Here is a 19,276-nt window from a genome sequence, read left to right on the forward strand (position 1 = left end):
GCCGGGTCCGGTGATCGTCCACTCCGAGAGGTCTGCCATGCGCACGCAGCGTGTCTTCCATGCCGTCGACTCCCACACCGAAGGCATGCCCACCCGCGTGATCGTGGGCGGCGTGGGCACGCTGCCGGGCGCCACGATGGAGGAGCGCCGGCAGCGCTTCATGGCCGACAACGACGGCCTGCGTCAGCTGCTGATGAACGAACCGCGTGGCCACAGCGCCATGAGCGGAGCGATCCTCCAGCCGCCGACGCGGCCCGACGCCGACGTCGGCGTGCTCTACATCGAGGTCTCGGGGTGCCTGCCGATGTGCGGGCACGGCACCATCGGCGTCGCGACCGTGCTGGTCGAGACCGGCATGGTCCCGGTGGTCGAACCCGTGACCACGATCCGCCTCGACACCCCCGCGGGCCTCGTGATCGCCGACGTCGCCGTGACGGACGGACACGCCGACCGGGTCACCATCCGCAACGTGCCCTCGTTCGTCGTCGCCCTCGACCGGATCGTGGAGGTGCCGGGATACGGCGCCGTGCCCTACGACCTGGTTTTCGGCGGCAACTTCTACGCGATCGTGAAGCTCGACGCGCTCGGGCTGCCCTTCGAGCGCTCCCGCAAGGACGACCTCCTGCGCGCCGGACTGGCGATCATGGATGCCGTCGAGCGCGCCGATGCTCCGGTGCACCCGCTCGATCCGACGATCCGCGGATGCCACCACGTGTACCTCGAGGCTCCCGGGTCGACGGCGGCGCACTCCCGTCACGCGATGGCGATCCACCCCGGATGGTTCGACCGCTCGCCCTGCGGCACGGGCACGAGCGCCCGGATGGCGCAGCTGCACGCCCGCGGCGAGCTCGCCCTCGACAGCGACTTCGTGAACGAGTCGTACATCGGCACGTCGTTCACGGGCCGCCTCGTCGAGGAGACGAGCGTCGCCGGCATCCCCGCCGTCATCCCGACCATCACCGGGCGGGCCTGGGTGACGGGCACCGCGCAGTACATGCTCGACCCGAGCGACCCCTTCCCGCAGGGGTTCGTCCTGTGACCCGACCAGCGGATGCCGGTGTCCCGGTCATCAGCGCCGAGGTCATCGCCGAGACGATGACCCGCGCCGGCGCGGTGGCGGCGATCGAGTCGGCACTCGCCCGCGGCGTCGACATCGAGCACGACCACGAGCGGATCTTCGCGCCGCTGTCGGCGGGGGAGTTCCTGCTGATGCCGACCGAGTCGGCGTCGGCGGCCGGCATCAAGGTCGCCACGATCGCCCCCGGCAACACCCGGTTGGGGCTGCCCAAGATCAGCGCCTGGTACCTCCTCTTCGACCGCGCGACGCTGCAGCCGACCGCGATCGTCGACGGCACGCGGCTCACCACGCTGCGGACCCCCGCCGTCACGGTCGCCGCCGTGCGCGCCCTGCTCGCGGCCGACCCCGGCGGCCCCGTCACCGCCGTGGGCCGGCTCGTCGTGCTGGGGTCGGGCCCGCAGGCCGTCGAGCACGTCCTCACCCTCCAGGCCGTGCTCCCGCTCGGCACGGTCGCGCTCGTCGGACGCACGAGCGAGCGCGTGGCCGCCGCGGTCGCCGAGCTCCGGGGCCACGGCGTCGACGCGGCATCCGGCTCACTCGACGACGCCCGCTCCGCCGACGTCGTCGTCACCGCGACCTCGTCGCCCGAACCCGTCCTCGACCTCGCCGACGTGCGCCCCGGCGTCGTCGTCGCCGGCATCGGCGCCCACGGCCTGGATCACCGCGAGCTCGGCGCCGCGCTCATGCGCGCCGCCGACCTGGTGGTGGAAGCCCGCGCGTCGGCCCGGCGCGAGAACGGCAACCTCGCCGCCGCCGAGACCGAGGAGCCGCTGCGGCCGTCGAATCTCGCGGAGCTGCTCCGCGGCGAGGTCCGCCGCCGCCCCGGCGCCCCCGCCGTCTACACCGGGGTCGGGATGGCGTGGGAGGACCTGGCCGTCGTAGAGGGGATCATGGAGATCACGCGCCAGAGCGCCCCGAAGATGGAGTCGACATGAGTGTTCCCGAGTTCCGCAACGTCGTACGGCTCAACAAGCAGCCGAGCATCCGGGCGACCGTCACCCGCGCGCTGCGCGCAGCGGTCATCAGCGGCGAACTGCAGCCTGGCCGGGTCTACTCGGCGCCGAGCCTCGGCGAGCAGTTCGGGGTGTCGGCGACGCCGATCCGCGAGGCGATGCTCGACCTCGCCCGCGAGGGTCTCGTCATCACGATCCCGAACCGCGGCTTCCAGATCACCGAGGTGTCGGAGCGCGACCTGCACGAGGTGACGGAGCTGCGGCTCATGCTCGAGCCTCCCGCCGTCGAACGTGCGACGCCGCTGATCCCCGCCTCCGCCCTCCCCGGGCTCCGCCAGAAGGCCGCCGACATCGTCGCGGGCGCCGAGTCGGGCGACCTCGTGGAGTATCTGGCCGCCGACAGCGACTTCCACCTGGCCCTCATCCAGTACGCCGGCAACGCCCGGCTCGTCGAGCTCGTCGCGGGCCTGCGCTCGCAGACCCGCCTGTTCGGTCTGTCGGCCCTGTTCGCGCAGGGGCGCCTCCGCGCGTCGGCGCACGAGCACGACCTCATGCTCGACGCCATCGAGGCCGGCGACGCCGCCCTCGCCCGCGACCTGGTGCAGCGGCACATCGAGCATGTGCTCACCGATTGGTCGGGCGAGGCCCCCGTCGCCGACGTCATCGAGAGCGAGGACGTCGGCACATGAGCGACCTCTCGCCGCGGCCCGATCCCCTGCGGTCCGCGTCGCCGCGACCCGACTCTCTGCGGCCCGCGTCGCCGCGGCCCGCGTCGCCGCGGCCCGATGTCGTCATCATCGGCGCCGGCATCGTCGGTGCTGCGGTGGCGTTCTTCGCCGCGTCGGCGGGCCTGTCGGTCACCGTCGTCGAACGCGGATCCATCGCCTCGGGCACGACCAGCCGCTGCGAGGGCAATCTGCTCGTCTCCGACAAGGAGGTGGGCCCAGAGCTCGAACTCGCCCTGCACTCGCAGCGCATCTGGCGCGGCGAGCTCGCCGAGCACGCGGCGCGGTGGGAGTTCGAGTCGAAGGGCGGCCTGGTCGTGGCGGCGACCGCCCCCGGCAAGGCGGCGCTCGACAGCCTGGCCGTGCATCAGCGCGGCCTCGGCATCCGCGCCGACGACGTGCCCGACTCCGAGGCCCTCCGCGGGATCGAGCCGTACCTCAACCCCGAGCTCGTCGGCGGCGTCTTCTACCCCGACGATGCGCAGGTGCAGCCCGTGCTCGCCGCCCACCACCTGCTGCGGCTCGCCCGCGACCGCGGCGCCCGGCTCGTCACGAACACCGAGGTAACCGGCATCCGCATCGAACGCGGGCGCGCCGTCGGCATCCAGACCCGAGACGGACGCATCGACGCGGGCGCCGTCATCAACTGCGCCGGGCCGTGGGCCGGTGACATCGCCGCGCTCGCCGGCGTGAGCGTGCCCGTGCTGCCGCGCCGCGGCTTCGTGCTCGTGACCGAGCCGGTGCCGATCACCGTCCACCACAAGGTTTACGCCGCCGAGTACGTGCAGAACGTCGCGTCGTCGGATGCCGGGCTGCAGGTGTCGTCGGTGGTCGAGGGCACCCCCAGCGGAACGATCCTGATGGGCGCGAGCCGCGAACGCGTCGGCTTCGACACCACCTTCTCTGCGGATGCCGTCGGCCGCGTCGCGCGCGGGGCGACCGAGCTCTTCCCGGTGCTGGCAGGCGTCCAGATCCTCCGCACCTATTCGGGGTTCCGCCCGTACTGCCCCGACCACCTCCCCGTGATCGGCGAAGACGGCCGCGTCCCCGGCCTCTGGCACGCCGCGGGCCACGAGGGCGCCGGCATCGGCCTGTCCGTCGGGACGGCGGCCCTCATTGTGCAGGCGCTCCGGGGCGAGCCGACCGACCTCCCGCTAGATCCCTTCCGTCCCGAGCGCTTCGACCGTCAGGCCGCCGCATGAGCGCCGAGTTCTCCTTCTCGTTCGACGGCCGCCCCGTCCCCTTCCTCCCCGGGCAGAGCGTGGGCGCCGCGCTCACCGCGGTGGGCGTGACGTCGTGGCGCACGACGCGGGGCGCCGGTGAACCGCGCGGCCTGTTCTGCGGCATCGGCGTCTGCTACGACTGCCTCCTGAGCGTCGACGGCGTGCGCTCCCAGCGCGCCTGCGTGACCGAGGCGCAGGACGGGCAGGACGTCCGCTCCGACGACCCGCACGCCCCGCTGCCGATGCCGGGCGCGGACGGACCGCGCGCATGAGCGGCGGAGCATTCGACCTCGCCGTCGTCGGCGCGGGACCGGCGGGCCTGTCTGCCGCCGTCGTGGCCGCCGAGACCGGGCTGCACGTCGCCCTGATCGACGCGGGAGGGCAGACCGGCGGTCAGTACTGGCGCCACCCCGACGAGCGCCACCTCGACCGGTTCGCTCTTCCCGAATCGACTGGGCACCATCACTGGCACCACTACGAAGCGCTGCGGTCGCGACTGCGCACGCAGGTCTCCGCCGGGCGCATCGTGCACCGCACGGGGCGGCAGGTGTGGCGGATCGATCGCGCCACGGCATCCGATCCGTTCGTCCTCCGCACCACCGCGACGACGGGTGTCGACGCCGTCGCCGCCCCCGACCGCGAGACCGCGGCCACCAGGATCGTGCTCGCGCCCGGCGCCTACGACCGTCAGCTGCCCGTGCCGGGCTGGACCCTGCCCGGCGTCATGGCGGCGGGCGGGGTGCAGGCGATGCTCAAGGCCAACCAGGTCTCCGCCGGCACGCGCGCGATCGTCGCCGGGACGGGGCCGTTCCTCCTGTCGGTCGCCGCAGGACTGGCCCGCGCGGGCGTCGAGGTCGTGGCCGTCTGCGACGCGAACGCCCTCTCGCGCTGGGCGCGCACGCCACTGCGCGCGGTGCAGGAGCCGGGCAAGCTCCTCGAGGGCGTCGGCTACGCCGGCACCTTCGCCCGTCACCGGATCGGCCTGCACACCCGCACCGTCGTCACCCGCGTGCACGGCGACGACCGGGTGACCGGTGCGACCCTCGCCCGGGTCGACGCCGACGGGCGGGTGCTGCCCGGCACCGAACGCCGGGTCGAGGTCGACCTCGTCGCGTTCGGCTGGGGCTTCACCCCGCAGCTCGAGCTCGCTGTCGCGGTCGGCGCGGAGACCCGCATCGACGTCGACGGCTCGCTGGTCGCCGTCGTCGACCGCGACCAGCGTGCCACGGTGCCGGGCGTCTACGCCGGGGGTGAGGTCACCGGTGTCGGCGGCGCCGTGCAGTCGTGCGCCGAGGGAGAGCTCGCCGCCCTCGCGGCCGCTGTCGACGCCGGGCGCGCGGTGCCCCGTGCCCGCGCGGATCGCCTCCGGCGCCGCATCGCCCGAGGCCGCCGCTTCGCCGTCGGCATGCACCGCGCCAGCCCCGTGCCGGCGCAGTGGCACACCTGGCTGCACGACGACACGACCGTCTGCCGGTGCGAAGAGGTGCCCGCGGGCGCCGTGCGCAGCACCGTGACCGATCTCGCCGCCGACGACGCCCGCGACGTCCGCGTGACGGCGCGCCCCGGCATGGGCATGTGCCAGGGCCGCGTCTGCGGATTCGCCCTGTCGTGCCTCGTCGCCGCCGACACCGGCCGCCCGCCCAGCCCCACCGATCTCGAGCACCTCGTGAAGCGACCCATCGGCACGCCCATCCGCGTATCCGACATCGCCGATCTCGCCGCCCCTCTGGAAGGACTGACATGACGACCCCCCTCGACATCCCCGTTCCCGCCGACACCGAGACCGCCGAGGTCGACGGCCTCGTGGAGCGTGCCGCCGCGGCATCCGCCTCGTGGCGGTCGTCGAGCATCGCCGACCGCGTGCGGGCCCTGGATGCCGTCGCGAACGCGCTCGATGCCCGCGCCGATGACCTCGTCGCCGTCGCGGGTGATGAGACACACCTCGCCGAAGCCCGCCTCCGCGGCGAGCTGACGCGCACCACGTTCCAGCTGCGCCTGTTCGGCGAGGTCCTGCAGGAGGGATCGTGGCTCGACGTGCGCATCGACCACGCCGTCGCCGACTATCCGATGGGCGCGCCGCGGCCCGACCTCCGCCGTCAGCTGGAGGCCATCGGGCCGGTCGTCGTGTTCGCCGCGAGCAACTTCCCGTTTGCGTTCTCCGTCGCCGGCGGCGACACCGCGAGCGCTCTCGCCGCCGGCAACGCGGTCGTGCTCAAGGCCCATCACGGGCATCCCCGGCTGTCGGCGCTGACCGGCGAGATCGTCTCGGGCGCCCTCGACGCCTCGGGCGCGCCGGCCGGGCTGTTCTCCCTCGTGTACGGCACCGATGCGGGGGTCCGGGCGCTCCAGGCACCAGCGGTGAAGGCCGCCTCCTTCACCGGCTCGATCGCGGGCGGGCGGGCGCTGTTCGACATCGCCGCCGCACGGCCCGAGCCGATCCCCTTCTATGGGGAGCTCGGCAGCGTCAATCCGGCGTTCGTCACCCGCAGCGCCGCCGCCGGTCGCGCGGCGGAGATCGCCGAGCAGTTCGTCGCGTCCGTCACCGGCAGCGCGGGCCAGCTGTGCACCAAGCCCGGTGTCCTCCTCGTGCCCCGCGGAAGCGAGATCGTCGACGCGCTCGGTGCGGCGACGCTCCCCGGCGCCGCGCCGTTGCTGAACGGCGGCATCGCGGCGGGCTTCCGTGCCTCGTTCGAGCGGGTGTCGGGCCACGAGGGCGTGCAGGCGCTCGCCGGGTCGCTCGGCGACGGTGACGCGCCCGCCCCCGCGCTCCTCCGGACCTCGGCCGCGGCGATCCTCGCCGACCCCGACGCGTTCGTCAGCGAGATGTTCGGCCCCGCCGCGCTGATCGCCGAGTACGACGACGAGAGCGAGCTGGTCGCGGTCGCGGCCGTCCTCGAGGGTCAGCTGACCGCGACGATCGCCGGATCGGACGACGATGCCATCGCACCCCGGCTGATGTCGGTGCTCGCCACGAAGGCGGGTCGGGTGCTGTGGAACCAGTGGCCCACCGGCGTCTCGGTCACCTGGGCGCAGCAGCACGGCGGCCCCTACCCGGCGACCACCTCGGTCGGCTCGACGTCTGTCGGCACCGCCGCGCTCAGCCGGTTCTTGCGGCCCGTCGCCTACCAGAACGTCCCCGACGCCCTGCTGCCCGAGGCCCTCCGCGAGGCCAATCCGCTCGGCATCCCCCGGCGGGTCGACGGCGTGCTGCAGGCCTGAACGGCGCGCAGTCTGATCAGACGGCGACCGTGAGCGAGCGGGCGGTGGCGAGGTAGCGGTTGACGACCACCGCGGCGACCGCGTCGTGGGGAGCGAGCGGCCCGGTCGCGATGTCGGCCCCGGCTCGCGAGATGACGTCGGCGAAGTGGCCGGGCGCGAGCACGTAGCTCGCGGCGACCACCCGGCTCGCGCCGGCGGCCCGCGCGGCGTCGACGGCCGCCCCGATGCGGGTGCCGGCGCCGGCGGCGAATCCGACGGTGACCGGAACCGGCACGCGCGCCGCGAGGAGCTCCGCCATCGCGGTGACGTCGACGGATGCCGCGGGGTCGCTCGAGCCGGCGGCGGCGAGCACCACGGCGTCACCGGGAACGAGGCCGGCTTCGGCGAGGCGCACCGCGAGGAGGTCGGCGAGCAGATCATGCGGGCCGAGCGCGGGTGAGGCGACGGCGCGCCCGCCCGCGCTCCGCACCGCGCGGGCGATGTCGACCTTGGTGTGGAAGCCCGTCGACAGGAGCAGGGGCACGACGACCGCGGTCTCGTCGGGCGCCACCTCGGCGATGACGTCGTCGATCTCGGGCTGCTGCACGTCGACGAACGCTTCGGCGACGCGGACGCCGGGCACCAGCATCCGGACGCGGTCGACGACGGCCGAGATGGCGGCGCGGCCGGCCATCGAGCTGGTGCCGTGCGAGCAGGCGATGAGGACGGGGGTCATGCGGATTCCTCCACGGTCAGGGCGTCGAGGCGGTAGCCGCGTTTGACGACGGTGCGGATGAGGGTGGGGATGCCGAGCGCTTCGCGCGTGCGGGCGATGGCGACGTCGACGGCGTGGGCACTGTCGGACGACGCCCCCGACCGGGGCAGCGCGGCGAAGAGGTCGGCACGGGCGACGACGCCGCCCTCCGCGGCGAAGAGCGTCGCGAGGATCGAGATCGAGGCGCGCGAGAGGGGGATCACACGGCCATCGAGCACGGCAGCCCCACTGCGGAGCTCGAGGCGCCCAGCCGTGGTGGCGACGCCCGGGGCGTGTCCGCCGCCGAAGTAGGTGACGACCGAGCGCACGAGCGACCCGAGTCGGCCGCGCTCCGCGATGAGGGGCTCGGCGCCCGCGTCGACGAGCGGAGCGGCGGTGATCGGTCCGACCGCGGCGAGGAGCAGCCGGCCCGACCGGGCTCGCTCGATGATCGCCGGCAGGGCCTGTTCGCGCCGCGCGGTGGCGAGCCACTCGGCGGCACCGGGCGCCGAGGTGAACAGCACGCCGTCGACCTCGCCTGCCGCGGCCGCCAGCACCGACTTCGCGACGACCACCGGATCGGGCGGCGGACCCCACCGGTACACCGTCAGGCTGACGACATCGGCGCCGGCGTGCTCGAACAGCTCATCGAGACCGTCGGCGCCCGATCCGTGGTGCTGCACCGCCACGCGGCGGCCGGCGACGCCCTCGGCGAGCAGGAACTCGCCGAGCTCGGTCGAGGTCTCCGATTCGGCCACCCAGTCGGCGGTGAGCCCCGCCTGCTGGATCGCGCCTCGCGCCTTCGGGCCTCGCGCCACGATCTGGGCGCCATCCATCGACGCCTGCAGGTCGTCGAGGAGGCCGGCCTCGTCGGCCGCCTCCATCCAGCCGCGGAAGCCGACGCCCGTCGTGACCACGACGACGTCAGGCGGCGAGGCGATCAGCGCCCGGGTCGCCTCGATCAGCGCCTCGTCGTCGATGTGGGGGATGATCGTCAGCGCCGGCGCATGCCTGACCGTCGCGCCATGCCGCTCCAGCGCGGTCGCGAGCTCGGTCGAGCGACGATCGACGGCGACGACGATCGTGCAGCCACCGAGCGCGGCCGACAGTGTGGGGCGGACGGAGCTGTTCACCGAGGGGCGTCCCCCACTCGCTCGGCGAGGCGTGCGGGCAGCAGCAGACCGGCGGCCGCCACCTCGCCGATGACGATCACGGCGGGATTGCTGACGCCGGCGGCAGCGGCATCCGTCACCGCGGCGCCGAGGGTCGTGCGGGTGGTCCGCTGGCTCGGAGTGTGGCCGCGTTCGACGATCGCGACGGGCCTGTCGGCGGGAGCGCCCGCGGCGAGGGCCGCCGCCACGATCTTCGGCAGGGCGGCGACGCCCATCAGGACGACGGTCGTGACGGTGCCGTCGGCGAGGGCGGCGCGCGTCGCGCCCGACACCTCGCCCTGGCCGTGGGCCACGTGCACGCCGGCGGCGACGCCGCGATGAGTGACGGGGATGCCGGCTGCCTGCGGCACCGAGACGACGCTCGTGAGTCCGGGCACGACCTCGACCGGAACACCGGCCGCGATGCACGCGGCGACCTCCTCGCCGCCGCGGCCGTAGACGAACGGGTCGCCGCCCTTGAGGCGTACCACCCGCTTGCCGGCCTGCGCGTGCGCCACCAGCAGGGCGTTGATCTCCTCCTGCGGCACCGGGTGATGGGCGGGCTGCTTGCCGACGTCGATGATCTCGACGTCGGGATCGAGGTCGCTCAGGACGTCGGTCGGGCCGAGGCGGTCGGCGACGACGACGTCGGCCTCGGCGAGCAGGCGGCGCCCGCGCACCGTCATGAGGTCGGCAGGACCGGGGCCACCGCCGACGAGGTCGACCCGGCCCGCCGAGGCGGAACGGCGACGACGCAGCGGCAGGGTGCCTTCGCGCAGCGCGGTGCCGATCGCGTCACGCAGACGGGCCGAACGCCGGGGGTCGACGCCGGCATCGGATGCCACGGCGACGAGCACATCCCCCGAGCGGGTCTCGGCGGTCAGGCGTGCCGAGCCGTGCGCGCCGTCCGACGTGTTCACGCAGAACACGCGCGCCGCCTCGCACCACCCCGACACATCGGCATCCACCCTCGGGATTCCGGTCGCGGAGTGCACGACCCAGGCCTCCGCGATGTCGCCGGGCTCTGCGGCGCGCGGGATCCATTCGAGGTCGTGGGCGTCGATGAGCTCCCGCATCGCCTCGCCGACGACGGGAGAGACGACGGTGATCGCGGCGCCCTCCTCGATGAAACGGACGACGCGGCGCGCGGCGACGGCGCCGCCGCCGACGAAGACGACGCGGCGACCCGTGAGCGAGAGTCCGAGCATGGTGGTCATGGCTTCTCCTGACGGAGGTAGATGATGCCGTCCGAGACGGCGGGGGGCCACACCCGGAGGGAGTGGGAGTCCTTGCCCTGGGTGTCGAGGCAGGTTCCGGTGCGCAGGTCGAACACCTGCTTGTACATCGGCGAGGCGACCGTCGGGGCGTCCTGGCGGGTGCCGACGATGCCGCGCGACATCACGTGCGCACCGCTGTACGGGTCGAGGTTCTGCACGGCGTGGACGCGCCCGCCGTGCACGAGGAACACGGCGACCTGCACGTCGCCCAGCAGCGCGGCGCGGCCCCGCTCCATCTCGAGGTCGGTGATCCGGCAGATCGGGGTCCAGCCGAGCGGTGCGCTGGCGGCATCCGCGGGGGAGTCGGATGCCGTGACCGCCGGCGTCAGCTGCACGGGCGTCACCGGCGCACCTCGAGGGTGGTGCCCGCGATGAGCACGCCGCCCTCGGCCCGCTCGGCCTCGGTCGCCGGGCGGGGCTGGCCGCGCTCGACCGTGTAGGCGAGCGACGGGTCGGGCGTCGTCGGGGCGTTGACGAAGGAGGCGAAGCGGCGGAGCTTGGCGGGATCGTCGAGCGTCGCCTTCCACTCGTCCTCGTAGTTCGCGACGTGCCGGGACATCGCGGCGTCGAGGTCGGCGCAGATGCCGAGGGAGTCGTCGAAGATGACCTCCCGCAGCGCATCGATGCCGCCCTCGAGGTCTTCGAACCAGGGCGCGGTCCGCTGGAGGCGGTCGGCGGTGAAGATGTAGTACATCAGGAAGCGGTCGGTCGCCTGCAGGAGTGCGGCGTCGTCGAGTCCCTCGGCGAGGAGCACGGCGTGACGCGGCGTGAAGCCGCCGTTGCCGCCGACGTACATGTTCCAGCCGGCCTCGGTCGCGATCACGCCCACGTCTTTGCCGCGGGCCTCCGCGCACTCGCGCGCGCAGCCCGAGACGCCGAGCTTGAACTTGTGGGGCGAGCGCAGCCCGCGGTAGCGCAGCTCGAGCTGCACTGCCATGCCGACCGAGTCCTGCACGCCGTACCGGCACCAGGTCGATCCGACGCACGACTTCACGGTGCGGAGCGACTTGCCGTAGGCGTGGCCCGATTCGAAGCCCGCGTCGACGAGGCGGCGCCAGATGTCGGGGAGCTGCTCGAGTCGGGCGCCGAACATGTCGATGCGCTGCCCGCCGGTGATCTTCGTGTACAGCCCGAAGTCCTGCGCGACCTGGCCGATGACGAGCAGGCCCTCGGGGGTGATCTCGCCGCCCGGGATGCGCGGGACGACCGAGTAGCTGCCGTCCTTCTGCAGGTTCGCCATGACGTGGTCGTTGGTGTCCTGCAGGGTCGCGTTCTCGCCGTCGAGCACGTGTCGCCCGGTGAGGGTCGACAGGATGCTGGCGAGTGCCGGCTTGCAGATGTCGCAGCCGCGGCCGGCGCCGAAGCGTTCGATCACCGCACTGAAGGTCTGCAGCCCCGACACGCGGACCGCGTCGAAGAGCTGACGGCGCGACATCGCGAAGTGCTCGCACAGGGCGGTGCTGAGGGCGGCGCCGGTCTTCGCGAGCTCGGTGCCGACGATCTTCTTGATCATCATCACGCAGGAGCCGCAGGCGGCCCCCGCCTTGGTGCACGCCTTCACGCCGGCGACGTCCGTGCAGCCCTCGTCGTGCACGGCCGAGCGGATGCCGCCCGCGGTGACGCTGTTGCAGGAGCACACGAGCGCGTCGTCGGAGAGGTCGCCGGTCGGCGCCGCGACGCCGCTCTCGGGCATGAGGTAGGCGACCGGGTCGCCGCCGAGCGCGCCGCCGACGAGGGGCCGGAGCGATCCGTAGGCCGAGGCGTCGCCGACGAGGATGCCGCCGAGCAGGGTCTTCGCGTCGTCCGAGACGACGAGCTTCTTGTAGACGCCGGCGATCGGGTCGGCGTAGACGACGTCGAGCGCGCCGGGGGTCTCGGCGAAGGCGTCGCCGAAGCTGGCCACGTCGACGCCCGAGAGCTTGAGCTTGGTCGACAGGTCGAATCCGGCGAACGTCGCCTCCTGGCCGCGGAGGCGGGTCGCGGCGACCTCGGCCATCGCGTATCCGGGGGCGACGAGTCCGACGCACTGCCCGCCGAAGCTGGCGACCTCGCCGATCGCGAGGATGCGGTCGTCGGAGGTGCCGCAGCCGTCGTCGATGACGACGCCGCCGCGGGCTTCGACGGCGAGGCCCGCCTCGCGGGCGAGCTCGTCGCGGGGCCGCACGCCGACGGTGAAGACGACGACGTCGGTGCGCTCCCAGCCGCCGTCGCGGAACTCGAGCCCGACGACGTTGCCCGACCGGTCGGCGTCGAGACGCGTGGTGAGGGCCGAGGTGCGCACACGGATGCCGCGCGACTCGATCAGGCGGCGGAGCGCGTCGCCGGCGGGGGAGTCGAGCTGGGCCGACATGAGCCGGTCGGAGGACTGCACGACGGTGCAGTCGACGTCGAGGCCCTGGAGGGCGCCGGCGGCTTCGAGCCCGAGGAGTCCGCCGCCGATCACGGTGCCCACGAGGGGGCGGCCGAGTTCGGCCGAACGGCGCTGCACGAACCGTTCGAGCGCCTCGACGTCGTCGAGCGTGCGGTAGACGAAGCAGCCGTCATGGTCGTAGCCGTCGACCGCGAGCCGCGCGGCGTAGGAGCCGGTCGCGAGGACGAGCCGGTCGTAGCCGATCCGCTCGCGCTCGCCGGTGACGACGACCGAGGCCTCCCGCTCGATTCGGGTGACGACGCCGCCGCGGATGAAGCGCACCCGCGGGTCGTCGAACGGCGACCGGTCGAGCTCGAGGTCGTCGGCTGCCGCACCGGCGAAGAACGAGGTGAGCGCGACCCGGTCGTAGGGATGCCGGTCCTCCTCGCCGATGACCGTCACCCGCCACGGTTCGTCGGCGCGGCTCAGCAGGCTCTCGACGAACCGGTGGGCCACCATGCCCGCTCCGACCACTACGACGTGCGGGGTGGCGTCGGTGGAGCTCATGTCGCGACGGTACGACAGCGACATTGCCTCCGAGTCAGCGCCGTGTTTCGGGCTGTTTACGGTGTCGGCCATGGTCAGACCGAGCTGGGCGTCGCCGTGCGGGGAGCGGCCGCGGGGGCCTCGGCAGCGGCATCCGTCGACGCGGCGGCCGCGGCGGAGCGCTTCGAGGGGCGGACGCGGCGGGGAGCGGCGGGGCGCCCGTAGGTGAAGTACAGGGGCAGGCCGACGAAGAGGAGCCCGCCGACGAGGTTGCCGACGACGGTGGGGATCTCGTTCCAGATCAGGTAGTCGACGATCGTGAAGTCGCCACCCAGGAGCAGGCCCGAGGGGAAGAGGAACATGTTGACGATCGAGTGCTCGAAGCCCATGAAGAAGAAGAGCATGATCGGCATCCACATCGCGACGATCTTGCCGATGACGTCCTTCGAGACCATCGCGAGCACCACGCCCGTCGCCACCATCGCGTTGCAGAGCACGGCGCGGACGAAGAGGGTCAGCATGCCGGCGGCGCCGTGCTCGGCGTATCCGACCGTGCGGCCCTCGCCGATGTGGCCGATCGCCTGACCGACCTCGTTCGGCGGCGTCGAGAAGCCGTTGGTGAAGACGATCGCCATGAGGACGGCGATCGAGAACGCGCCGATGAAGTTGCCGAGGAAGACGAGGCCCCAGTTGCGCAGGATGCCGCCCAGCGTGACGCCCGGGCGCTTGTCGAGCCAGGCCAGCGGGGCGAGGACGAAGACGCCCGTCAGCAGGTCGTAGCCGAGCAGGTAGAGCATCACGAAGCCGATGGGGAAGAGGACGGCGCCGAGGAGGGGACTGCCGGTCGTGACGCTGATGGTCACCGCGAAGGCGGCGGCGAGGGTGAGGATCGCGCCGCCCATGATCGAGCGGATCATGGTGTCGCGGGTGGAGAGCATGACCTTCGACGCGCCCGCGTCGATGACGGTCTGGACGAGCTCGGTGGGCTTGACGTAGGACATCGCAGATCCCTTTCAGTCGTGGAGCCGGGTGTGAGGCTCGACGCTAAAGGGCGGGTGTTTCCCCCGACGTCACGGGGATCGTGTCTTCGGTTACCGCTTCCTCTCAATCGTGGTGAGGCGATTGTGAGAACGGATGCCGGAGCGCCGGGGACTACTCGGCGACGGGGTCCTCTTCGTGACCGACGGAGCGTGCCTCGAGATAGGCGCAGAGCTCGGCGGCCACGGCGAGTTCGACCGCGAGGGAGCTCAGCTGATGGCTGTTGAGCACGCTCGTGTCGGGCTGCGGCTCGATCGTGACGCGCCACGCGGCGTCGCCGACCTCGGCCGGCTCCATGAAGACCGAGATCGTGGTGTGGGTCAGCGGGACGATGACGAGCCCGGTGTCGGCGCCGTCCGAACCGTCCTGGACGATGACCTTGATGAGCTGGCCCGCGCCACGCGAGTCGTGGAAATCCGAGACCCACTGCTCCAACGTGGCCTTGCTGCGAAAGGGCATGTCCAATCCTCCGGTGAGGGGTTGTGCGCAACCGTCCGGACGGACACGTCGCCTCCACCTCGTCGCTCGGGTGGTCATCGTCTATTCTCGACGAGATCGGCGCATTCCGCGTCATTTCCGAGGAGTTCCCGTGGGTGAGGGTGACGTGCACGAATCGACGGCTGAGGCCTCGCCGAGCGGCTACTGGTACGACGAGGCGCCGGGGGCGCGTGAGCGGGCCCGTCGGGTGCTCGAAGCGCTCCGCACCTACCGTGCCGCCGAGACCGCGATGCGCCGCCGCACGCGGGACTCGATGGCGATGGGCGAGAACGAGCTCCTCGCCCTGCGATACCTGCTCCGTCAGCCCGATCACGTCGCTCGCCCCGCCGATCTCGTGAAGTATCTCGGCATCACCTCGGCCTCGGTCACGACGATGCTCGACCGGCTCGAGAAGAGCGGCCACGTGCAGCGCATCGCGAACGAGGCGGACCGGCGCAGCATCCATGTCCGGGCCACGGCCGACGCGAACACCGAGGTGCGCGAGACCCTCGGTCAGATGCACGACCGGATGTACAACGCGGTCGCCGGTATGACCCCCGAGGCGGCCGAGCACGTGGTCGCCTTCTTGCAGCGCATGTCCGACGCCGTCGACGCGGTCGACCCGGTCGCCCCGCACTCCTCCTAGCTGGCGGAGAGCGGCTCCGCAACCGGCAGGTCGTTTGCGCGTCTTCGGTCGATAGTGGAGGCATGAGACGCATCACCTACGCCGGCGAGACAGTGATCACCACCGACGACGTCGCGGAGGCGCTCGTCGAGCTCACGGCGGCGATCGCGAGCTCCGGACGCGCCGACGCCGTCTCGATCCCGATCGTCACCCGCGACGACGACGAGGTCGGCGAGGCCGAGCTCGTCATCGGCGTGGGCAACGACGTCCTCTCGGTGCCGGTCGCCTGGCCGAAGGACCACCCCGACTTCTCGGCTGCCGCAGCCGAGCTCCGCGCGCACCCGCACTTCCCGAACCAGCCCTCCATCGCCTCGACGAGCGACGTCGAGGTCGGGCCCGACATGCAGTGGGATCCCGATCTCGACGGCTTCGGCCGGGCATGATCGCCGCCGCGACGTGACGCCGTCGACGGGCCGAGGGTCGGCGCTCCGAGAGGGCGGGGAGGGCGAGTACGGCGTCGTCGTCGGCAACTGCCAGGCCGAGTCGCTCCGGATCGTGCTCGACTCGCCCGACCTCCGGTTGATCCGCGTGCCTCCGGTGCACGAGATGGATGCCGCGGACGCGGCGGCGCTGCATGAGCTGCTCGCCGGAGCGGCCGCGCTCGTCACCCAGCCCGTCCGCGACGACTACCACGGCCTGCCGGTGGGCACCGCCCAGCTGCGGCGCGCCCTGCCGCAGGCCGCAGCGATGGTGACGTTCCCGGTGCTGCGTTTCACCGGGCTGCATCCGTTCCAGGCGGTGCTGCACGTCGAGGGCGTCGAGGAGGCACCGCCCGTCGTGGCCTACCACGACGTCCGAACGCTCGCCGAGGCAGCGGGGCTCACGGTCGCGTCGCACCTTCGGCCGGGTGCCGTGCGGGCGGTCGCGGCGGACTCGCTCGCCGAGCTGCGCCGCCGCGAGCAGGACATCGACGTCGCGGCATCCGACCTCTTCGAGCCGGCACGGTTCTCGTCGATGCGGACGGTGAACCATCCTGGAAACGAGATCTTCCTCGCGCTCGGCGAGCGGGTGCTGCGCGCGCTCGGACGCTCGGGCTCGCCGACCGACCCCGGGCGCCCGCTCCTGAGCGCCGTGCGGGCGCCGCGCGAGGAGTGGGTCATCGACGCGTGGGGCTCGGGCGTCGCCCCGCACCGCGACTGGCTCGTCGGAGGCGAGCGCGTGGGCGTCGACGAGGTCGCCGCCGCTCATCGGGAGTGGTACTCGCGGCATCCCGCCTTCGTCGACGCCGCCCTCACGCGCCTGGCGCCGCTCCTCACCCGCTGGACGGCGGGCTGACGTCAGCGACGGCTCGTCTGACCGAGCAGGTCGCCGAGGTAACGGCCGGTGATGCTGTCGGGTGACGCGGCGATCTCTGCCGGAGTGCCCGTCGCGACGATGCGTCCACCGGCGTCTCCGCCTCCCGGGCCCATGTCGATGACGAAGTCGGCGTTGGCGATGAGATCGAGATCGTGCTCGATCACGACGACCGTCGCCCCGCGCTGACGCAGGCGCTCGAGGGTGTGGAGGAGCACCCTGGTGTCGAGCGGGTGCAGCCCCACGCTCGGCTCGTCGAGGATGAACAGGGTGCCCGCCTGATTGCGCCCCAGTTCGCTCGCCAGCTTGAGTCGCTGAGCTTCACCGCCCGAGAGTGCGGGCGTGTCTTCGTTCAGGGTGAGGTAGCCGAGCCCCAGGTCGATGAGCGCGTCGAGCTTCTTTCTGACGGGCGCCAGATCGGCGAGCGGAACCACGGCTTCGGCGACGGTGAGCGCCAGGAGGGCCGGAAGGGAGATCGCCTCGCCGGACGGGGTGGGCCGGGTCGCCGACCGGGCGTCGGGGGAGTAGCGCGAGCCGGCGCAGTCGGGGCAGTCGATCGTGACGTCGGGCAGGAACTGCACGTCGAGGACGACCTGGCCGGTGCCCTCGCAGCGAGGGCACCGGAGAGACCCGGTGTTGTACGAGAAGTCGGCGGCCTTCCATCCGCGCTCCCGCGCGGTGTCGGTCGCGGCGTACGCCCGGCGGAGGTGATCGAGGATGCCGCTGTAGGTCGCCACCGTGGAGCGGATGTTGGTTCCGATGGGCGTCGCGTCGACGAGGTCGACCCGGGAGATGCCCGGGCCGTCGACGGAGACGACGTGCGCGGGAAGGGCCTCGCCGGCTGCGGCGGCGCGCAGGGCGGGAAGAAGGCTCTCGAGGATGAGGGTGGTCTTGCCCGAGCCCGACATCCCGGTCACCGTGGTCAGACGCCCGACGGGCACACGCGCGTGGAGTGGGTGGACGGTGTGCACCGGGCGCGTCGCGATCGTGACGGCGCCGCCGGCGAAGAGATCGGCGGCGTCGATCCGGGGCCGCGTGACGATCGTCTCGGTGCCGCTGAGGAAGCCGCCGATGAGCGACGCGGGATGCTCGGCGATGTCGGCGATCGTGCCCTCGGCGACGACGGTGCCGCCGGCCGCTCCCGAGCCCGGACCGATCTCGATCATCCACTCCGCCTCACGCAGCACCTGCACGTCGTGGTCGACGAGCACGACGGAGTTGCCGTCGGCGAGCAGATCCCGCATCACGCCGATGAGCCCGTCGATGTTCGCCGGGTGCAGACCGATCGACGGCTCGTCGAGCACGTACAGCACCCCTGTCGTCTGATTGCGCACGGCACGGGCGAGCTGCACGCGCTGGCGCTCGCCGGTCGACAGCGTCGCGCTCGCCCGGTCGAGGGTCAGGTAGCCGAGCCCGAGCTGCACGAGTCTCCGGCCCATCTCGCCGAACTGGCCGGCGACCAGTTCGGCCATGGCTCGCATGTCGGGCGGCAGTGTCGCGGGTATCGACGACACCCACGCGAGGGCGGCGTCGAGACTCTTCGCCGACGCCTCGGCGAGATCGATCCCGGCGACGTGGGTGCCGAGCGCTGCCCGCGAGAGGCGGGAGCCGTGGCAGACGGGGCACGTGTGCGACGTGACGAATCGGTTGATCCGCGTCAGCCCGGCTTCGGTGGTCGCGTTGTTCATCGCTTCGCGGACCGCGGCGCGCGCGCTCCGGTAGGTGAAGTTCAGATCGAAGAGTTTGCCGGTCTTCGAGGGCACCTGGATGTGACGTTTCTCGGCGGGAGCGTCGAGGACGATGCGCCGTTCGTCGTCGGTGAGGTCGCGGTACGGCACGTCGATGCGCACGCCCATCTCGGCGACCACCTGCGGCATGACCGCGAGCCCGAACAGACCCCAGGGCGCGACGGCGCCCTCCGAGATCGTGCGGGCCGGATCGGGAACGAGGGTGGCGTCGTCGATGTCGCGCACCGTGCCGGTGCCCGCGCAGTTCTCGCACGCGCCGTCGGAGTTGAAGGCCAGCATCTCGGCCCCGGGTGGGGTGAAGACGGCTCCGCACTCGGGGCACGTGAGGTCCATGTCGGCGGCCACGTCGATCGTGGGCGCCAGCCGGTGCCCGTTCGGGCAGAGGTGTGTGCCGAGGCGGGAGAACATCACCCGCAGGACGTTTAGCAGTTCTGTCGAGGTGCCGAACGTCGATCGGACTCCCGGTACTCCAGGCCGCTGACGGAGCGCGAGGGCGGCCGGCACGTGCTGCACCGTGTCGACGCTCGCCCGGGCTGCGTGGGCCATTCGCCGGCGCGTGTAGGTCGACAGCGCCTCGATGTACCGGCGTGAGCCCTCGGCGTAGAGCACCCCCATCGCGAGCGACGACTTGCCGGAGCCGGAGACGCCCGCGATCGCCACGAGGCGACCGAGCGGCACGTCGACGTCGATGTCTTTGAGGTTGTGGACGCGAGCGCCGCGCACCGTGATCGATGTGGGAGTGGGGGTGACCGGGGTCATGGGGTCTCCTCGAGGGTGCGG

Annotated in this window: 18 protein-coding genes; 10 read left to right on the forward strand and 8 right to left on the reverse strand. The window is 72.7% G+C overall.

Annotated elements, in window-relative coordinates; translation table 11 throughout:
* Nucleotides 1-37 precede the first annotated feature (37 nt).
* The 7 genes from ACJJV7_RS12235 to ACJJV7_RS12265 are packed head-to-tail and all read left to right on the forward strand — an operon-like array spanning nucleotide 38 to nucleotide 7,198.
* Complete coding sequence (locus tag ACJJV7_RS12235; protein ID WP_405374352.1) at nucleotides 38-1,039, forward strand: proline racemase family protein; 1,002 nt, start codon at nucleotides 38-40, stop codon at nucleotides 1,037-1,039.
* Complete coding sequence (locus ACJJV7_RS12240) at nucleotides 1,036-2,013, forward strand: ornithine cyclodeaminase family protein (RefSeq protein WP_405374350.1); 978 nt, start codon at nucleotides 1,036-1,038, stop codon at nucleotides 2,011-2,013. The genes ACJJV7_RS12235 and ACJJV7_RS12240 overlap by 4 nt, the downstream gene beginning before the upstream one ends.
* Nucleotides 2,010-2,720, forward strand: coding sequence for a GntR family transcriptional regulator (locus ACJJV7_RS12245; RefSeq protein ID WP_405374348.1), 711 nt, complete (start codon nucleotides 2,010-2,012; stop codon nucleotides 2,718-2,720). Before ACJJV7_RS12240 ends, ACJJV7_RS12245 begins: the two co-directional genes overlap by 4 nt.
* A complete protein-coding gene (locus tag ACJJV7_RS12250) occupies nucleotides 2,717-3,958 on the forward strand; it encodes an NAD(P)/FAD-dependent oxidoreductase (RefSeq protein WP_405374346.1) in 1,242 nt (413 codons plus the stop codon). The genes ACJJV7_RS12245 and ACJJV7_RS12250 overlap by 4 nt, the downstream gene beginning before the upstream one ends.
* Nucleotides 3,955-4,251, forward strand: coding sequence for a (2Fe-2S)-binding protein (locus ACJJV7_RS12255; protein ID WP_405374344.1), 297 nt, complete (start codon nucleotides 3,955-3,957; stop codon nucleotides 4,249-4,251). The genes ACJJV7_RS12250 and ACJJV7_RS12255 overlap by 4 nt, the downstream gene beginning before the upstream one ends.
* Nucleotides 4,248-5,723, forward strand: a complete 1,476-nt coding sequence (locus ACJJV7_RS12260) for an FAD-dependent oxidoreductase (protein WP_405374342.1) — start codon at nucleotides 4,248-4,250, stop codon at nucleotides 5,721-5,723. Before ACJJV7_RS12255 ends, ACJJV7_RS12260 begins: the two co-directional genes overlap by 4 nt.
* Nucleotides 5,720-7,198, forward strand: coding sequence for an aldehyde dehydrogenase (NADP(+)) (locus ACJJV7_RS12265; RefSeq protein ID WP_405374340.1), 1,479 nt, complete (start codon nucleotides 5,720-5,722; stop codon nucleotides 7,196-7,198). The genes ACJJV7_RS12260 and ACJJV7_RS12265 overlap by 4 nt, the downstream gene beginning before the upstream one ends.
* Nucleotides 7,199-7,214: 16 nt before the next feature.
* Here the strand turns inward: ACJJV7_RS12265 and ACJJV7_RS12270 are convergent, their stop codons facing one another.
* The 7 genes from ACJJV7_RS12270 to ACJJV7_RS12300 form a co-directional block, all read right to left on the reverse strand.
* Nucleotides 7,215-7,913, reverse strand: a complete 699-nt coding sequence (locus ACJJV7_RS12270) for a sirohydrochlorin chelatase (protein ID WP_405374338.1) — start codon at nucleotides 7,911-7,913, stop codon at nucleotides 7,215-7,217.
* Nucleotides 7,910-9,064, reverse strand: coding sequence for a uroporphyrinogen-III synthase (locus ACJJV7_RS12275; RefSeq protein WP_405374336.1), 1,155 nt, complete (start codon nucleotides 9,062-9,064; stop codon nucleotides 7,910-7,912). Before ACJJV7_RS12275 ends, ACJJV7_RS12270 begins: the two co-directional genes overlap by 4 nt.
* Nucleotides 9,061-10,299 (reverse strand): uroporphyrinogen-III C-methyltransferase, encoded by a 1,239-nt coding sequence (gene cobA, locus ACJJV7_RS12280; RefSeq protein ID WP_405374334.1) that lies wholly within the window; start codon nucleotides 10,297-10,299, stop codon nucleotides 9,061-9,063. The genes ACJJV7_RS12275 and cobA overlap by 4 nt, the downstream gene beginning before the upstream one ends.
* Nucleotides 10,296-10,694, reverse strand: a complete 399-nt coding sequence (gene nirD, locus ACJJV7_RS12285; RefSeq protein WP_405374939.1) for a nitrite reductase small subunit NirD — start codon at nucleotides 10,692-10,694, stop codon at nucleotides 10,296-10,298. Before nirD ends, cobA begins: the two co-directional genes overlap by 4 nt.
* 5 nt (nucleotides 10,695-10,699) lie before the next feature.
* Nucleotides 10,700-13,276 carry a nitrite reductase large subunit NirB gene (nirB, locus tag ACJJV7_RS12290; protein WP_405374332.1) on the reverse strand — a complete coding sequence of 859 codons (2,577 nt, stop codon included), beginning with the start codon at nucleotides 13,274-13,276 and terminating at the stop codon, nucleotides 10,700-10,702.
* 74 nt (nucleotides 13,277-13,350) lie between these two features.
* Entirely contained in the window at nucleotides 13,351-14,256 is a 906-nt protein-coding gene (locus ACJJV7_RS12295; protein WP_405374330.1) for a formate/nitrite transporter family protein, read from the reverse strand.
* A 151-nt stretch (nucleotides 14,257-14,407) separates the two neighbouring features.
* Entirely contained in the window at nucleotides 14,408-14,752 is a 345-nt protein-coding gene (locus ACJJV7_RS12300; protein WP_405374328.1) for a hypothetical protein, read from the reverse strand.
* A gap of 130 nt (nucleotides 14,753-14,882) precedes the next feature.
* On the opposite strand from ACJJV7_RS12300, the gene ACJJV7_RS12305 reads away from it, so the two are divergent.
* The 3 genes from ACJJV7_RS12305 (at nucleotide 14,883) to ACJJV7_RS12315 (ending at nucleotide 16,730) form a co-directional block, all read left to right on the forward strand.
* Complete coding sequence (locus ACJJV7_RS12305) at nucleotides 14,883-15,416, forward strand: MarR family winged helix-turn-helix transcriptional regulator (protein ID WP_405374327.1); 534 nt, start codon at nucleotides 14,883-14,885, stop codon at nucleotides 15,414-15,416.
* A gap of 62 nt (nucleotides 15,417-15,478) precedes the next feature.
* Entirely contained in the window at nucleotides 15,479-15,838 is a 360-nt protein-coding gene (locus ACJJV7_RS12310; protein ID WP_405374326.1) for a hypothetical protein, read from the forward strand.
* A 13-nt stretch (nucleotides 15,839-15,851) separates the two neighbouring features.
* Nucleotides 15,852-16,730, forward strand: coding sequence for a WcbI family polysaccharide biosynthesis putative acetyltransferase (locus ACJJV7_RS12315; RefSeq protein ID WP_405374324.1), 879 nt, complete (start codon nucleotides 15,852-15,854; stop codon nucleotides 16,728-16,730).
* Nucleotides 16,731-16,732: 2 nt separating this feature from the next.
* On the opposite strand, the gene ACJJV7_RS12320 is transcribed toward ACJJV7_RS12315, so the two are convergent.
* Complete coding sequence (locus ACJJV7_RS12320) at nucleotides 16,733-19,255, reverse strand: excinuclease ABC subunit UvrA (protein WP_405374323.1); 2,523 nt, start codon at nucleotides 19,253-19,255, stop codon at nucleotides 16,733-16,735.
* Between the last annotated feature and the right edge of the window lie 21 nt (nucleotides 19,256-19,276).

The organism is Microbacterium sp. Ld4 (assembly GCF_045066555.1).
Classification (GTDB): Bacteria; Actinomycetota; Actinomycetes; order Actinomycetales; family Microbacteriaceae; genus Microbacterium.

Coding starts and splice junctions, on each gene's coding strand:
- ACJJV7_RS12235 (WP_405374352.1), top strand. CDS start 38: ATGCGCACGCAGCGTGTCTTCCATGCCGTCGACTCCCACACCGAAGGC.
- nirB (WP_405374332.1), bottom strand. CDS start 13,276: ATGAGCTCCACCGACGCCACCCCGCACGTCGTAGTGGTCGGAGCGGGC.
- ACJJV7_RS12265 (WP_405374340.1), top strand. CDS start 5,720: ATGACGACCCCCCTCGACATCCCCGTTCCCGCCGACACCGAGACCGCC.
- cobA (WP_405374334.1), bottom strand. CDS start 10,299: ATGACCACCATGCTCGGACTCTCGCTCACGGGTCGCCGCGTCGTCTTC.
- ACJJV7_RS12270 (WP_405374338.1), bottom strand. CDS start 7,913: ATGACCCCCGTCCTCATCGCCTGCTCGCACGGCACCAGCTCGATGGCC.
- ACJJV7_RS12295 (WP_405374330.1), bottom strand. CDS start 14,256: ATGTCCTACGTCAAGCCCACCGAGCTCGTCCAGACCGTCATCGACGCG.
- ACJJV7_RS12310 (WP_405374326.1), top strand. CDS start 15,479: ATGAGACGCATCACCTACGCCGGCGAGACAGTGATCACCACCGACGAC.
- ACJJV7_RS12255 (WP_405374344.1), top strand. CDS start 3,955: ATGAGCGCCGAGTTCTCCTTCTCGTTCGACGGCCGCCCCGTCCCCTTC.
- ACJJV7_RS12320 (WP_405374323.1), bottom strand. CDS start 19,255: ATGACCCCGGTCACCCCCACTCCCACATCGATCACGGTGCGCGGCGCT.
- ACJJV7_RS12260 (WP_405374342.1), top strand. CDS start 4,248: ATGAGCGGCGGAGCATTCGACCTCGCCGTCGTCGGCGCGGGACCGGCG.
- ACJJV7_RS12300 (WP_405374328.1), bottom strand. CDS start 14,752: ATGCCCTTTCGCAGCAAGGCCACGTTGGAGCAGTGGGTCTCGGATTTC.
- ACJJV7_RS12250 (WP_405374346.1), top strand. CDS start 2,717: ATGAGCGACCTCTCGCCGCGGCCCGATCCCCTGCGGTCCGCGTCGCCG.
- ACJJV7_RS12245 (WP_405374348.1), top strand. CDS start 2,010: ATGAGTGTTCCCGAGTTCCGCAACGTCGTACGGCTCAACAAGCAGCCG.